The 14,981-nt window shown below is 65.3% G+C and carries 17 protein-coding genes; 12 read left to right on the top strand and 5 right to left on the bottom strand.

Going from position 1 to position 14,981, the window contains the following annotated elements:
* Positions 1-12: 12 nt before the first annotated feature.
* From CEY09_RS22665 to CEY09_RS22655, 3 genes are read right to left on the bottom strand one after another with little or no spacing between them, the layout of a single operon-like run.
* The gene (locus CEY09_RS22665) at positions 13-1,545 is read right to left on the bottom strand and encodes a sensor histidine kinase (RefSeq protein WP_234818375.1); all 1,533 of its coding nucleotides are present in this window, start codon (positions 1,543-1,545) and stop codon (positions 13-15) included.
* Positions 1,546-2,238 (bottom strand): response regulator, encoded by a 693-nt coding sequence (locus CEY09_RS22660; protein ID WP_006225987.1) that lies wholly within the window; start codon positions 2,236-2,238, stop codon positions 1,546-1,548. It abuts the gene before it with no gap.
* On the bottom strand, positions 2,219-2,791 hold the full coding sequence (locus tag CEY09_RS22655; RefSeq protein WP_006217428.1) for an RNA pyrophosphohydrolase: 573 nt from the start codon (positions 2,789-2,791) through the stop codon (positions 2,219-2,221). The genes CEY09_RS22660 and CEY09_RS22655 overlap by 20 nt, the downstream gene beginning before the upstream one ends.
* Before the next feature lie 65 nt (positions 2,792-2,856).
* Here CEY09_RS22655 and CEY09_RS22650 point away from each other — a divergent pair, with 65 nt between their 5' ends.
* The 10 genes from CEY09_RS22650 to CEY09_RS22605 all read left to right on the top strand — a co-directional run bounded on the left by CEY09_RS22650 (position 2,857) and on the right by CEY09_RS22605 (position 11,835).
* A complete protein-coding gene (locus CEY09_RS22650) occupies positions 2,857-4,587 on the top strand; it encodes a proline--tRNA ligase (protein ID WP_088590354.1) in 1,731 nt (576 codons plus the stop codon).
* Between the two features lie 57 nt (positions 4,588-4,644).
* Positions 4,645-5,067 (top strand): tol-pal system-associated acyl-CoA thioesterase, encoded by a 423-nt coding sequence (gene ybgC, locus CEY09_RS22645; protein ID WP_006225985.1) that lies wholly within the window; start codon positions 4,645-4,647, stop codon positions 5,065-5,067.
* Positions 5,068-5,069: 2 nt separating this feature from the next.
* Positions 5,070-5,750: a protein TolQ gene (gene tolQ / locus CEY09_RS22640; RefSeq protein ID WP_088590353.1), complete on the top strand. Its 681-nt coding sequence runs from the start codon at positions 5,070-5,072 to the stop codon at positions 5,748-5,750.
* Positions 5,750-6,211 (top strand): ExbD/TolR family protein, encoded by a 462-nt coding sequence (locus tag CEY09_RS22635; RefSeq protein WP_006225983.1) that lies wholly within the window; start codon positions 5,750-5,752, stop codon positions 6,209-6,211. The genes tolQ and CEY09_RS22635 overlap by 1 nt, the downstream gene beginning before the upstream one ends.
* 39 nt (positions 6,212-6,250) lie before the next feature.
* Entirely contained in the window at positions 6,251-7,354 is a 1,104-nt protein-coding gene (gene tolA / locus CEY09_RS22630) for a cell envelope integrity protein TolA (protein WP_088590352.1), read from the top strand.
* 16 nt (positions 7,355-7,370) lie between these two features.
* Positions 7,371-8,693: a Tol-Pal system beta propeller repeat protein TolB gene (gene tolB, locus CEY09_RS22625; RefSeq protein WP_035213675.1), complete on the top strand. Its 1,323-nt coding sequence runs from the start codon at positions 7,371-7,373 to the stop codon at positions 8,691-8,693.
* A gap of 31 nt (positions 8,694-8,724) precedes the next feature.
* Positions 8,725-9,225: a peptidoglycan-associated lipoprotein Pal gene (gene pal, locus CEY09_RS22620; RefSeq protein ID WP_006225980.1), complete on the top strand. Its 501-nt coding sequence runs from the start codon at positions 8,725-8,727 to the stop codon at positions 9,223-9,225.
* Between the two features lie 86 nt (positions 9,226-9,311).
* The gene (gene ybgF, locus CEY09_RS22615; protein WP_088590351.1) at positions 9,312-9,998 is read left to right on the top strand and encodes a tol-pal system protein YbgF; all 687 of its coding nucleotides are present in this window, start codon (positions 9,312-9,314) and stop codon (positions 9,996-9,998) included.
* Entirely contained in the window at positions 9,998-11,041 is a 1,044-nt protein-coding gene (locus tag CEY09_RS22610) for a FecCD family ABC transporter permease (protein WP_088590350.1), read from the top strand. The genes ybgF and CEY09_RS22610 overlap by 1 nt, the downstream gene beginning before the upstream one ends.
* Complete coding sequence (locus CEY09_RS22605; RefSeq protein ID WP_088590349.1) at positions 11,038-11,835, top strand: ABC transporter ATP-binding protein; 798 nt, start codon at positions 11,038-11,040, stop codon at positions 11,833-11,835. Before CEY09_RS22610 ends, CEY09_RS22605 begins: the two co-directional genes overlap by 4 nt.
* A gap of 42 nt (positions 11,836-11,877) precedes the next feature.
* On the opposite strand, the gene CEY09_RS22600 is transcribed toward CEY09_RS22605, so the two are convergent.
* Positions 11,878-12,375 carry a YbaK/EbsC family protein gene (locus CEY09_RS22600; protein ID WP_088590348.1) on the bottom strand — a complete coding sequence of 166 codons (498 nt, stop codon included), beginning with the start codon at positions 12,373-12,375 and terminating at the stop codon, positions 11,878-11,880.
* A gap of 110 nt (positions 12,376-12,485) precedes the next feature.
* Here CEY09_RS22600 and CEY09_RS22595 point away from each other — a divergent pair, with 110 nt between their 5' ends.
* Positions 12,486-13,295, top strand: coding sequence for an alpha/beta fold hydrolase (locus CEY09_RS22595; RefSeq protein ID WP_088590347.1), 810 nt, complete (start codon positions 12,486-12,488; stop codon positions 13,293-13,295).
* Positions 13,296-13,307: 12 nt separating this feature from the next.
* Here CEY09_RS22595 and CEY09_RS22590 read toward each other — a convergent pair whose 3' ends face one another.
* Entirely contained in the window at positions 13,308-13,778 is a 471-nt protein-coding gene (locus CEY09_RS22590) for an Lrp/AsnC family transcriptional regulator (RefSeq protein WP_006225974.1), read from the bottom strand.
* Positions 13,779-14,022: 244 nt separating this feature from the next.
* On the opposite strand from CEY09_RS22590, the gene CEY09_RS22585 reads away from it, so the two are divergent.
* Entirely contained in the window at positions 14,023-14,979 is a 957-nt protein-coding gene (locus CEY09_RS22585) for a DMT family transporter (protein WP_234818374.1), read from the top strand.
* The last annotated feature ends 2 nt before the right edge of the window (positions 14,980-14,981 follow it).

The raw sequence follows: 14,981 nt of genomic DNA, 5'->3' as shown, positions 1-14,981 counted from the left end.
GCCAGGGGGGCTTTACTGGTCGCCCTTGAGCTCGACATCGAGCGGACGGGGGTATTGCGAGACCGTCGGCGCCAGCGGCAGCCACAGGACGGAAGCCAGGCCCACGCCCCCCTGCGCGTTGGGTTCGCCGTCGCGCAGTTCGATGTCGCCGTCGTTGCGGCGGGCGTAGGCGCGGGCGATCGCCAGGCCCAGGCCGGAGCCCGACGAGGCGACGGGCTTGTCGGTGCCGACCCGTTCGAAACGCGCGAAGGCGCGGCTGCGCAGGACGGGCTCCAGGCCGGGGCCGTTGTCCGACACCGAGACCTCGGCCCGATTTTCCAGCCGGAAGACCGACACGGTGATCTGCGCCCCGACGGGTGCGTAGTGGATGGCGTTGTGCACGAGGTTGGACAGGGCTTCGTGCAGTTCGGCCTCGCTGCCCAGGACCGGCACGGGGATTTCGAGACCGTCTTGCGACGCCGCCTGCACCCAGCCCAGGTCTTGCTGCTTTTCATGCGCCAGCGGCAGGTACTGCAAGACGACCTCACGCGACACCGCATTCATGTCCAGCAGTTGGCGCGGCAGCTGGTCGGCCTGATTGGCGTGCGCCAGGGACAGCAGCTGCTCGGTCAGGCGGCGCGTGCGGCCCAGTTGATCGACGATGGCGCGCAAGCCTTCACGCGTGCGGGCCGGATCGCGCTCGCGCAGCGCGTACTGCGCCTGCGTCAGCATGATGGCCAACGGCGTGCGCAGCTGATGCGAGGCGTCGGCCAGGAAGTGCGATTGCTCGTCCAGCACCCGGCGATAGCGGGCGATATGGTGGTTGACGGCGTCGACCAGCGGCGACACCTCGCTGGGCACGCGGGACGCGTCCAGCGGCGTCAGGTCGTCGGGGCGGCGGTTGCGGATATCGACGCGCAGGCGGCGCAAGGGCTTCAATGCCCACGACACGCCCCACCACACCAGCAGCACGACCAGGGCCAGCATGCGCGCGTCGCGCAGGATTTCCTGGCGTCGCGCATTGTTTTCGGCTTCGATCCGCTTGCCCGTGCTTTCCGCCACCACGACCAGCACCTGGCGATGCTGCCCCTGGTAGTAGAGATCGCGCACGACCGAGACCACGCGCACCGGGTCATTGCGGTAGACGCCGTCGTAGAAGATGGGTTGGCCGTTCGACCGCGGCCAGGTGGGCGGGCGCGGCATCTCGGGCATGCCCAGCAACGTCTTGCCCTGCTCGGTAGGCACCGGCGCCCCGTCCGGCAGCGGCGGATCGATCTGCTCGATGCGGAAATACTTGCGCAGGCCCGCCCGGGATTCCAGCATTACCTGCGCGTAAAGCGGCGTGGCCACCTGGAGGTTGCCGTCCGGCGTGAATTCCAGGCTGCTTTCCAGCACGCGGGCGGGTTCCACCAGCGCGCTGTCATAAGCCTCGTTGGTGATCTCGGACAGGGTGCGGTAGTCGTTCAGGCTGTCGATGACCAGCAGCACCACCACGCCCGGCAGCAGCAGGATGATCAGCAGCGCGCGGATGCCGACGCGTGGCAACCCGGGTATCCGCAAGCTCACTCAGGATTCCGATGCGGCGGACTCGCTGGTGACGCTTTCCAGCATGTAGCCCAGCCCGCGCACGGTCACGATGCGCACGTCGCTGCCGGCCAGCTTCTTGCGCAGACGGTGCAGCACGACCTCGATGGCGTCGGGGTTGGCTTCGCTGTCGTGCGTGAAGACCTTGCCGAACAACTGCGACTTGTCCACGGGGTAGCCGCTGCGGGTCAGCAGCGCCGCCAGGGCGGCATGTTCGCGCGGGGTCAGGAACAGCAGCGAGCCATCCAGCGTGAAGGCACGGCTTTCGCTGTCGTAGGACAGCGAGCCGCACTGCAGGCGCGGATGCTGACGGCCGCGGCTGCGGCGCACCAGCGCGGTCAGCCGCGCTTCCAGTTCTTCCAGGGCGAAGGGCTTGGTCAGGAAGTCGTCCGCCCCCAGGTTCAGGCCGCGCACCCGGTCCTGCAGCGCGCCTTGGGCGGTCAGCAGCAGAACGGGCGTGCGGTCGTCCCGGTTGCGCATTTCGCGCAGGACGACCAGGCCGTGTTTGTCGGGCAGGCGCAGGTCCATGACGATGGCGTCATATTCCGTGCCCGCCATGAATGCTTCGGCCGTGCGGGCATCTGCCGCGTGATCCGGCACGAACCCGCTCTGAGCGAGCGCGCGCATCAACCAGGACGCCATGTCCCGTTCGTCTTCAACCAACAATATGCGCATGACCGTCCGTTCCTTCGGGCAAATTCTCTGCTGCCCGCTGCCCGTGCACGCGCTGGCGCAGGTAGCGGGTTTCATGATGACGCCGAAAGAGGATCGCCGACAACTCGTTCAACGCCTGGGTATAGACATCGCGCTTGAACTCGATCACGGCGTCCAGGGGTACCCAATACTGGCTCCAGCGCCAGGCATCGAATTCCGGATGCTGCGTCGCGCGCAAGCACACATCGCTGTCACGTCCCACCAGGCGCAACAAGAACCAAATCTGTTTTTGTCCTTTATAGTGGCCACGCCACTCACGCCGGACGAAGTGATCGGGCACGTTATAACGTAACCAATCGCGTGTACGCCCCAAAATACGGACATGCTCGGGCTTCAAGCCCACCTCTTCATGGAGTTCGCGATACATGGCCTGCACCGGGCTTTCGCCATATTTGATGCCGCCCTGGGGGAACTGCCATGCATGTTCCCTGATACGCTTGCCCCAAAAGACCTCGTTTCGACTGTTGACGAGAATGATGCCGACATTGGGGCGGTAGCCTTCGCGGTCAAGCATGGGCCACCCCCACCGAATTCAATACAATTACAGTCGATTATACGTATCTGCTGCCACCTTTAAACATGCGCGCATCCAACTACCACATCAACACCCTTAAAGAAGCCCCTTCCGAAGCCGAAGTCGCCAGCCATCAGCTGATGACCCGGGCCGGGATGATCCGCAAACTCGCGGGCGGCATCTACACCTACATGCCCCTGGGCCTGAAGATCATCCGCAAGGTCGAGGCGATCGTCCGGGAGGAAATGAACGCCTCCGGCGCCATCGAGCTGCTGATGCCGGTGGTCCAGCCCGCCGAGCTCTGGCAGGAATCGGGCCGTTGGGAGCAGTACGGCGCTGAACTGCTGCGCATCAAGGACCGCCACCAGCGCGACTTCGTGCTGCAGCCGACGTCCGAGGAAGTCATCACCGACATCGCGCGCAATGAAATCCACAGCTACCGCCAGTTGCCGCTGAATTTCTATCACATTCAGACCAAGTTCCGGGACGAACGCCGCCCCCGCTTCGGCCTGATGCGCGGCCGCGAATTCACGATGAAGGACGCCTACTCCTTCGACCGCGACGAAGCCGGCGCCCTGAAAAGCTACGACACCATGTACGCCGCCTACATGCGCATTTTCGGCCGCCTGGGCCTGGAATTCCGCGCGGTGGCCGCAGACACCGGCTCAATCGGCGGCACCCGCAGCCATGAATTCCAGGTGATCGCCGACACCGGCGAAGACCTGCTGGTCTACAACGCCGACACCGACTACGCCGCCAACATCGAACTGGCCGAAGCCGTTTCGCTGTACCCGGTGCGCGGTGAAGCCACCCAGGCCATGGCCGACGTGCCAACCCCGGGCGCGGCCAAGTGCGAAGACGTGGCCAAGCTGCTGGGCCTGCCGCTGGAAAAGACGATCAAGTCGATCGTCCTGGCCACCGACGGCGACAAGGGCAAAGTCGACATCTGGCTGCTGCTCCTGCGCGGCGACCACGAGCTGAACGAAATCAAGGCGGGCAAGCTGCCGGGCCTGGCGGGCTTCCGCTTTGCCACGGAAAGCGAGATCGTCGAGTATTTCGGCTGCAAGCCCGGCTATCTCGGCCCGGTCAAGACGGCCAAGCCGGTGCACGTGATCGCCGACCGCACGGTCGCCAACATGGCCGATTTCGTCTGCGGCGCGAACAAGGAAGATTTCCACATCCAGGGAGTAAACTGGGGCCGCGACCTGCCCGAGCCCGAGCTCGTGGCCGATCTGCGCAACGTGGTCGCGGGCGACCCGTCGCCGGATGGCAAGGGCACGCTCTCCATCCAGCGCGGCATTGAAGTGGGACACGTTTTCTACCTGGGCAAGAAGTACTCCGAAGCCCTCAAGGCCACCTTCCTGGACGAAACCGGCAAACCGGCCGTCCTGGAAATGGGCTGCTACGGCATTGGCGTGACCCGCATCGTGGGCGCCGCCATCGAGCAGAACCACGACGCCCGCGGCATCATCTGGCCCCGTGCGATCGCCCCGTTCGAAGTGGTGATCTGCCCGGTGGGCTGGGGCAAAAGTGAAACCGTGCGTGACACCGCCCAGAAGCTCTATGAATCGCTGCTGGCGCGCGGCGTGGACGTCATCCTGGACGACCGCGATGCACGCCCGGGCGTCATGTTTGCTGAATGGGAGTTGATCGGCGCTCCGCTGCGTGTAACAGTTGGAGAACGCGGCCTGAACGATGGTGTGGTGGAATTGCAGGCCCGCCGGGAATCCGAAGCGGCCAAGATTCCGGTAGAGTCCTCGCTGGAAACGGTGCTGGCAAAACTCGACACCCTCTAACCTTATAGCTAGTACGGACTTTTCGCGTCCCGACCCGCATCACTCCCTATCCGTATCGTGACCGATCTGAAGTCCGCCGAATCCCTCCTGCAAGTCCGTGTCTACTACGAAGACACGGATGCGGGCGGGGTGGTTTTCTACGCTAACTACTTGAAATTCCTGGAACGCGCACGCACCGAATGGCTGCGCAACCTGGGAGTCAACCAGTCCGGGCTGGCCGCGAGCGAGCAGCGTTTATTCGTTGTCCGCTCCTTGGACATGTCTTACCGCAAGCCGGCCAGACTGGACGATTTGCTTACCATACGCAGCCGAGTCACCAAACTGGGCCGCGCTTCGATACACTTCGCGCAGCGCGCGGAACGCGACGGGGAACTGCTTGCCGAAGGCAACATCCAAGTCTGTTGCGTCGATGCCGTGAACATGCGGCCGGCGGAACTGCCGGCCGACGTCCGCGCCAAACTGGAATCCATTCAGGAATAACCATGCAAGCCACCAGCGACATGTCGTTGCTTTCGTTGATTTCGCACGCCAGCGTGCCGGTCCAGCTGATCATGCTGATGCTGTTGGGCATCTCGATCATGTCCTGGACCTACATTTTCTCCAAGCGCCTTGCCATCAAGCGCGCCCATACCCAGACCCGCCGCTTTGAAGACGACTTCTGGTCGGGCGGCGACCTGTCCATGCTGCAACAGGCCGTGGCCTCGCGCCGCGACGAACAGGGCGCCCTTGCCCGCATCTTCGATGCCGGCATGACCGAATTCCTGAAGGCCCGCCGCGGCAACTCGGCCGGCGACGCCACCGCCCTGCTGGACGGCCCGCGCCGCGCCATGCGCGCCGCCTACCAGCGCGAAATGGATTCGCTGGAATCGCACCTGAACTTTCTGGCATCGGCCGGCTCGGTATCGCCCTACATCGGCCTGCTGGGCACGGTCTGGGGGATCATGCACGCCTTCATCGGCCTGTCGAACATGCAGCAGGCCACGCTGGCCTCGGTGGCCCCCGGTATCGCGGAAGCCCTGATCGCCACCGCGATCGGCCTGTTCGCCGCCATCCCGGCCGTGGTCGCCTACAACCGCTTCACGAATGACATCGATCGCATCTCGATCCGTTTCGACAGCTTCGTCGACGAATTCCTGAACATTCTGCAACGGCAGGTGCGCTAATGCCCTCGGTAAGCTCACGCGGCAGGTCCGGCCGCCGCATGAAGGCCGACATCAACGTGGTGCCGTACATCGACGTGATGCTGGTGCTGCTGGTCATCTTCATGGTGACCGCGCCCCTGATCACGCCCGGGCTGATCCAGCTGCCTTCGGTCGGCGCGGCATCGGACGTGCCCGTGAAACCGCTGGAAGTCCAAATTTCGGAAGACGGCAAGATCGCCCTGCGCATGCGCGAACCCGGCGCCACGATGCAGGACATCGCCCGCCCCGAGCTGGTGGCGCAAGTGCGCTCGCGCATTACCGCGGAAACGCCGGTGGTCATCGCCGCCGACGGCAAGGTGCCCTACGAGACGGTCGTGAAGGTGATGGACGAACTGCGCACCAACGGCATCACCCGCCTGGGCCTGCTGGTGGACCAGTCCGCCGCCGGCGCTTCCCAGCCCGCATCCGCGAAAAAACGCTAACGCGACGCCTTCCGCCGGCTTGCCCGGCATGCAACGCCCATGACGCCACCCATAATTCGACACCGCAGCGGCCCGCCGGCCACCCCGCCCAACAACGACAACCGGAATGCGCTCATTCTGGCCGTGGCGGTGCATTTGCTGCTGCTGGTCGCCTTGATCTTTGGCGTGAGCTGGCGCACGGAGGCCCCCGGCCCCGTCGAGGTTCAGCTTTGGGCCGACGGCAATTCGCCCGTCTCCCCGCCGCCCACGCCCCAGCCCGAACAGCCCAAGCCGGCCCCCAAGCCCGAGCCCAAGCCGGAGCCTGAAAAGGCCCCCGAGCCGCCGCCGCCTCCCCCTCCTCCGCCCAAGCCTGAACCCGAGGTTCAGCCCAAGACCGAGGAAGTGGATCCCGAGATCGCGATCCAGGAAGCCAAGAAGAAGCGCGAACAGGAAGAGAAGGCACGCCAGGCCGCTGAAGCGGCCAAGGAAAAGGCGCGCCTGGAAGAAGAGCGCAAGCAGGCTGAATTGAAGGAAAAGAAGCGCCTGGAGCAGGAACGCCAGGCTGCCGAGAAGGCGGCTGCCGAGAAAGCCGCGGCTGACAAGGCTGCGGCAGAGAAAGCCGCTGCCGACAAGGCCGCCGCCGAAAAGAAGGCCAAGGACGACGCTGCCAAGAAGGCCGCCGCGGAAAAGGCTGCTGCCGACAAGGCTGCCGCCGAGAAAGCGGCTGCCGATAAGGCCGCGGCTGAAAAGGCCGCCGCCGAGAAGGCTGCCGCCGCCAAGAAGGCGGCCGCGGACAAGGCCTTGAAGGATGCGTTCCGCAACGATGCACTGGGCGCCGCAGGCATCCCCGGCGGCACGGCCGACCGCAACCAGGCAGGCGGCGGACGCGACAACGGCTATGCCGCCAAGGTGCGCGCGTGCATTCTTCCGGGCGTGGCTTATCAGCCGCCGCCCCGCAGCGGCTCCGGGAATCCGACCGCACAATACCGGGTACAGTTAGGTACTGACGGGAAGGTTAACGGCGTTTCGCTGACCGAATCCTCTGGCAATCCGGCGTTCGACCGTGCGGTCGAGACCGGTATCCGCCGCTGCAACCCCTTCCCGAAGCCCTCCACGGGCAGCTACGAAAAGTTCATTGACGTAGTGCACAAAATGTATGATTGACAGGAGATTGATGAATATGACTCCCGCTTATAGCCGACGAGGCTCCCTCCTCGCTCTCTGGCGATCGTATGGACTCGGCTTGCTGATGCTTACGCTGGCCTGCCTGATGGCAATGAAACCGGTCCATGCCCAGTTGCGCGTTGATATTTCCGGTACTGGCGCAACCCAGTACCCCGTAGCCATCGCCGATTTCGCGGTGGACGACACCCACGGCCGCGCCCTGGCTGAAGTGATCCGTGCCGACCTGACCCGTACGGGCCAGTTCCGCCTGATCAACGCCGCCGGCTCCGGCCTGAACGTCGACTCGCCCATCGCCCATGACGATTGGCGCGGCAAAGGCGCCGACTTCCTGGCTTATGGCAGCATCACCCGTGGCGCCGATGGCCGCTACGACGTGCGCTACCGCCTGGCCGACACGGTCAAGAAGGGGCAATTGGACGGCGTGGCTTTCTCGGGCACCGAGCAGGAACTGCGCCGCGTGGCCCACCAGATCGCCGACCGCATCTACGAGAAGATCACCGGCGTTCGCGGCGTGTTCTCGACCCGTATCGCTTACGTGCTGAAGAAGGGCGCCACCTACGAACTGCAAGTGGCCGATGCTGACGGGCAAAACCCGCAAGTGGCCCTGCGTTCGCGCGAGCCCATCATCTCGCCGTCCTGGTCGCCCGATGGCGCCAAGCTGGCCTACGTGAGCTTTGAGTCCGGCAAGCCGGTCGTCTACGTGCACACTCTGGCCACCAGCGCCCGCGTGCCTGTCGCCAACTTCAAGGGCAACAACAGCGCTCCCGCCTGGTCGCCTGACGGCTCCAAGCTGGCCGTGGCGTTGACGCGTGACGGTTTGTCGCAAATTTACATCGTTGGCGCGTCCGACGGGTCCAATCCCAGCCGAGTTACGCGTTCTCCCGGGATTGACACCGAACCGACCTTTACGCCAGACGGTGCTTCCATTATCTTTACGAGTGACCGCAGCGGCGGGCCGCAAATCTATCAGACCGGCTCGACAGGTGGCGAAGCACGCCGCCTCACGTTTAATGGTGGTTACAACATATCACCCCGAATTTCCCCCGATGGATCGACGCTGCTGTACGTTGCAAGACGCGACGGCGCGTTTCGAATCGCGTCGTTGAACCTGTCCTCAGGCTCCGAATCCTTGATCACTGATGGTCGTGACGATCAGTCGCCAAGTTTCGCGCCGAATGGCATGCAAGTCCTTTACGCCGCCATCCAAAATGGACGTAGCGTACTTGCGGGTGTTTCGAGCGATGGCCGCGTACGGCAGACGCTTTCGGTACTGAACGGGGAAATACGTGAACCGACTTGGGGCCCATTTACCCGATAACACGTGTGACTCTCTTTGCAAAGGAACTATCATGAAGTCGCGCATTGCCAAAAGCCTAACCATCGCCGCTCTGGCTGCCACCCTGGCAGCTTGCAGCTCCGTCCCTCTCGACGATAAAGCGGGTCAGGGCGGAGGCGCAGGCCAAGGATCAGCTGGTTCAGGCCAGATCCTTGATCCCTTTAACCCCCAAAGCATCCTGGCGCAACAGCGCTCGGTGTACTTTGATTTCGACAGCTACACCGTGTCGGACCAGTACCGCGGCTTGGTCGAAACCCACGCCCGCTACCTGGCTTCGCACCAGCAGCAGAAGGTCAAGATCGAAGGCAACACCGACGAACGCGGCGGTGCTGAGTACAACCTGGCCCTGGGCCAGCGTCGTGCAGACGCCGTGCGTCGCATGATGACCCTGCTGGGCGTCAGCGACAACCAGATCGAAACCATCAGCTTCGGCAAAGAAAAGCCGAAATCGACGGGTACGTCGGAAGCCGACTTTGCTGAAAACCGCCGCGCCGATATCAACTATCTGCGTTAAGATTTTCGTATAGTCCAAGAGCCCTACCACGCGTCGGGACGGTCAGCCGGCCGTCCCGACGTTTGTTTTTATACCCGGGAATATTCATGCGCGATAACGTTCTGTCCCTGCGTCCTCTGATTGTGGCCACTGGCCTGGTGCTTGCGGCCCTGACGGCGCCCGCTCACGCTTTTTCCGATGATGAAGCCCGTAAGGCCATCCTGGATTTGCGCCAGCAGGTTCAGCAGCAGAACGAGCAAAGCCAACGCGCCAAGCTGCAATTGGCCGACCAGATTCAATCCCTGCAGCAAGAAGTAGCGCAGTTGCGCGACCAGCTGGAACTGGTATCGCGCCAGCAGCCCAGCGCCAAGCCGGGCGCGCCCAGCGGCACGAATCCCCCGGGCACCGCCGCAGGCGACCCGCAAGAGCAAGCCGCCTATGACGGCGCGATGGATCTGTTCCGCAAGGGCCAGTACAAGGACGCCGCCGAATCGCTGGCCGCCTTCACTTCGCTCTACCCGAACAGCCAGTTGGCCCCCAGCGCGCTGTTCTACCTGGGCAGCAGCCGCTACGGCATGAAGGACTTCAAGGGCGCCATCGAGCAACTGACCAGCATGGTTCAGAAGTCGCCCGAGAACGCCCGGGCGCCGGACGCCCTGCTGATCATCGCCGGCGGCCAGATCGAACTGAACAACCGCGCCGGCGCCAAAGCGTCGCTGCAGCGCATTGTTCGCGACTATCCGAACGCCCCGGCGGCGGCCACCGCCAAGAGCCGCCTGCAACTGCTGCAGTAATGCTCCCCGCCGCAAGCGCGGTCAGCGCCTACCGGCACATCCTGCGCCGCCGCGCAGGGCTACTCGCCCTGCTGCTGGCGGCGATTTTCATGGCGCTGCTGGTCGACTTCACGGTAGGCCCGTCGGGCCTGCACTGGGGCGACCTGTGGCGCACCTTGAGCGCCCCCGCCTCCGCCGACCCCACCTACCGCGTGATCGTGTGGGACATCCGGCTGCCTTCCGCCCTGATGGCGGCCCTGGTGGGCATGGCCCTGGGCCTGGCCGGCGCCGAAATGCAGACCATCCTGAATAATCCGCTGGCCAGCCCGTTTACGCTGGGCGTATCGTCCGCCGCCGCGTTTGGCGCGTCGCTGGCCATCGTCCTGCAGTTGGGGCTGCCGGGCGTGCCCAGCGGCTGGCTGATCGCCGGCAACGCGTTCCTGTTTGCCTTGGTGGCGGCCTTGCTGCTGGATGCAGTAGCCCGGTGGAGCGGCATGAATACGTCGGGCGTCGTGCTGTTCGGCATCGCCATGGTGTTCACTTTCAATGCCCTGGTGTCGCTGGTGCAGTTCCTGGCCAGCGCCGAAGCGCTGCAAAACCTGGTGTTCTGGACGATGGGCAGCCTGGCCCGGTCCAACTGGACGACGACGGGCGTCGTGGCGCTGGCCGTGGCGATCGCCTTGCCGCTGGCGATGCGCCAATCGTGGAAGCTGACGGCGCTGCGGCTGGGCGAAGACCGCGCCGCCAGCTTCGGCGTGGACGTGCGCCGGGTGCGCGTGGCGGCGCTGGCGCGCGTCAGCCTGCTGTCGGCGCTGGCCGTGGCGTTTGTCGGCACCATCGGATTCATCGGGCTGGTGGCGCCGCACATCGCACGCCGGCTGTTCGGCGAGGATCACCGCTTCTATCTGCCCGGCAGCGCTCTCGTCGGCGCGCTGATCCTGTCGCTGGCTTCCGTCGTTTCAAAGAACCTGCTGCCCGGCGTGGTGGTGCCCGTAGGCATCGTGACAGCGCTGGTCGGCATCCCCTTTTTCGTGGCGGTGGTGTTGCGCCGGCAATTGCCATGACGCGCGACGCCGCGTTGGACATCCACGGGCTGACCGCCGGCTATGGCCGCGGCGACGTGCTGCACGCGCTGACGGTGCCGGCGCTTGCCCCGGGCCACGTGACCGCCCTGCTGGGCCCGAACGGCAGCGGAAAATCCACCTTGCTGAAAGCGCTGGCCGGACTGGTCCGCACGCGGCAAGGCAGCGTCTTGCTGAACGGCCAGGACATGACCCGGCTGGGCGTGGGCGAACGCGCCCGGCACATGGTCTATCTGCCGCAGAGCCTGCCCGCCGCCGTACACCTGCGGGTGTTCGAATCGGTGCTGGTCGCGGCCAAGGCGACGCAGGACGCGCTGGCGCCGCCTGTTGCCATGGCGGACATCGAGCGCCTGCTGGACCGGCTGGGCATCGCGCATCTGGCGTTGCATTACCTGGACGCCCTGTCCGGCGGGCAAAAGCAACTGGTGGGGCTGGCGCAAGCGCTGATCCGGCATCCGCGCGTGCTGCTGCTGGACGAGCCTCTGTCCGCCCTGGACCTGAACTATCAGTTCCATGTGATGCGGCTGCTGAAACAGGAAACACAAGAGCACGGACTGATCAGCATCATCGTGCTGCATGACCTGAACGTGGCGTTGCAGCACGCCGACCGCGCCGTGATGATCTCTAGCGGCCGGCTGCACGCCGAGGGTGCGCCCGCGGACGTGATCACGCCAGCGTCGTTGGCCGCCGTGTATGGCGTGCAGGGCCGGGTGGAAGCCTGCTCGCGCGGCTTGCGGCAGGTACTGATCGACGGGCTGGACGAACACCCGCGCTGACCACGCCCATGCGTCGGACGCGGGTCGTTCGGGCGGGAGGATTCAGGCGCGCAGGGCGACGTCCACGACCGGCGCGCCGGTCATGTCCGCCAATTGCCGGGGCGTCAGGTTGAATACGGCGTGCGGATGGCCCGCGGCCGCCCACAGGCTGTCGTAATTGAACAGATCGGCATCCAGCAGCATGACCGGTTTGACGGCATGGCCGATGGGGCAGACGCCCCCGATCGCGTAACCCGTGTTGTCGCGCACGAATTTGGCATCGGCCTTGGCCAACGCCCCCACCTGCTCGGCCACCTTGGCCTCGTCCACGCGGTTGGCGCCGCTGGCGATGACCAGCACCGGCACGTCATCGGAGGCCCGCCGGAAGATGATCGACTTGGCGATCTGCGCCACCTCGCAGCCCAGGCCCGCCGCCGCTTCCGCCGAGGTCTTACCCGACTGAGGCAGGACGACGACGGGCTTGTCGTGGCCGATCTCCAGCAGAAGACGGGCCACGCGTTGGGCGGATTCGGGCAAAGCGGCGAGGGACTCGGGGGACATCGTGACGGACTCCGTGAAAGACTGCGAACGAGTTTATCAGCGGCCGCCGGCGATGGCGTGCCGCGGCGACGGGCTAGAATGCGGACCTGGCTTTCCCCTTCCTGCCCTCCATGCGTTCCGAACCCGTCCTACCCCTGCAAACCGCGTTGATCGGCGGCTACGCCATGTCCTACACCGAGTACGGCAGCGGCACGCCGCTGGTGCTGGTGCATGGTTCGCTGTCGGACTGCCGCTACTGGAAGTCGCAGATGGCCCCGCTGGGCAAGTCGTTCCGGGTGCTGGCTTTTTGCCTGCGCCACTATTGGCCGGAAACGTGGGACGGCGAAGGCGACGGCTTTTCGATCGAGCAGCATGCCAGCGACGTGCTGGAATTCATCGACACCGTCGCCGGCGGCCCCGCCCACTTGGTGGGCCATTCCCGCGGCGGGCGCGTGGCGCTGGAAGCCGCGCTGCGCCAGCCCGACGCGCTACGCAGCCTGACCTTGGCCGATCCCGGCCTGCCGCTGCCCGGCGGCGATGATTCGCGCGGCGGCTTTCGCCAGCGCGCGTTGGCGCTGATCCGCCAGGGCGACGTCGAGGAAGGCCTGGCGCTGTTTGTGGACACGGTGACGGGGCCGGACACCTGGCAACGCATGGTGCCGTGGTTCAAGGAGATGGTGCGCGACAACGTCGGCACCCTTTTCGGCCAGGCGGAAGAAAAGCCCGAAGCCCTGACGCCCCAGCAGATCGGCACCCTGAAACTGCCGACGCTCCTGATCGGCGGCGCGCTGAGCCCCACTCCCTATCCCGCCGTGCTGGATGCCCTGTCGCAATGGGTGCCGCACGCGCACCGCGTAACGGTCGTCGGGTCGTCGCACGGCATGAATCTGGGCAACCCGCGCGCGTTCAACGGCGCCATCGAAGCATTCATCGGCGGCTAAGCCCCGCCCCGATCACGGTTCCACCGACGGCGTGTGCTTTAAGCGCCGCAGGACGAACGTAGAGCGGCTGTGGCGCACGCCCCGCAGCTTGTACAGCCGCTTGCGCAGGAATTCCTCGTAGCCCTCGGTGCCTGCGACGGCCACCTTGATCAGATAGTCATATTCGCCCGTGACCAGAAAGGCTTCGACCACTTCCGGCAGCCGGGTGATCTCTTCGCCGAAGCGGGCCAGCGACTCGTCGTCGTGGTGTTCCAGCGTTACCTCGATCATGACGGTATCCGGCAACCCCAGCGCCTTCTGGTTCAGCAAGGCCGCATAGCCCTCGATCACGCCGGCCTCTTCCAGCGCCTTGACCCGGTTCCAGCAAGGCGTGGGCGACAGGCCCACCTGCTCGGCAAGCTTCAGATTGGTCAGCCGGCCGTCGGCGCGCAGCGCACGCAGGATCTTGCGGTCGGTTTCGTCGATTTTCGGGGTGGCGGACATGGCTGGCGGACCGATAAAGAGAATATCCCTGTAGAAGCGAATTCTACAAGATAGATATTCCTCAAAACCCCTGAATTCAGCGTGAATCAGGAAACCTATTTTGTTTCCTCGGCCGTAGACTTTCCAGCAAGACGGGCCCTACCCCGCCCGTCGGATTTCGGCGCATGCACCGCGGCACAACCCGGCGTGCGCGCCGGCAGTTCCAACGCAGCAACCCGTGCGCCGATCCGCGCGGCTGGAAACCATGCCTCACGCAGCAGCAGTACCCGCAAGAACCGGTCTGGGCCTGTCCGGCACCGCCATGCTCCTGACCGCCCCGGCGTTATTCGCATCGAATATGGTCGCCGCCCGCTGGGCGCACGACGCCAGCCTTCCCCCTGTTTTCCTTGCCTTCGGCCGCTGGCTGCTGGCCTTGCTGATCTTGCTGCCGCTCGCGGCACCTGCCCTGCGCGCGCACCGTCGCGCCTTGTGGCGTGGTTTGCCCGCCCTGCTGCCGCTGGCGGTGCTGGGCATGGGCGTGGCGGTGGCACCGCAATACATCGGCGCGCAGACCACCAGCGCCACCAACATCGCGCTGATCTTTTCGTGCAGCCCCATCCTGGTGGCCTTGCTGGAAGCGCTGATCTGGCGCAAGCCGCTGTCCGCGCTGCGGGCGGCCGGTTTGGGCCTGGCGCTGGGCGGCGTGCTGGTGGTGCTGTCGCGCGGCGATCTCCAGGCGCTGACCCGGTTGGCGTTCGGCCAGGGCGACCTGTGGGTACTGCTGGCCGCGACGGGTTGGGCGTTCTATACCGTCTTGCAGAAACGCCTGACCCTGCCCGCCGTACCGGACAGCGCCCGGCTGGCAACGATGATGCTGGGCGGGGTCTTGGCGTTGGCGCCGTTTGCCGGCATCGAAGCCGCGGCCGGCGCCACGCCACCGTGGACGGACCCGCGCCTGGCGGCCGTGCTGCTGTTCCTGGCGGTGGTGCCCAGCCTGGGCGCCTATTACGTGTATGGCCGTCTGATCAGCCAGGCCGGTCCCGCCACGGCGGGGCTGTCCATGTTCCTGGTGCCGGTGTATGCCGCATTGCTGGCGTGGCCTTTGCTAGGCGAGACGCCGCAACTGTTCCACGCCTACGGCTTCGTGATGATTTTGATGGGCGTGAAGATGGCGTCTTCGCGCATGCGGGCGGGGGCAGCCACCTTGGCCGCCCCGGCCTGAAC

This window comes from Achromobacter marplatensis, assembly GCF_002209535.1.
Classification (GTDB): domain Bacteria; phylum Pseudomonadota; class Gammaproteobacteria; order Burkholderiales; family Burkholderiaceae_B; genus Achromobacter; species Achromobacter marplatensis.
Note: the sequence above shows the minus strand (reverse complement) of the source record. Positions and strands in the feature narration are given on the sequence as shown.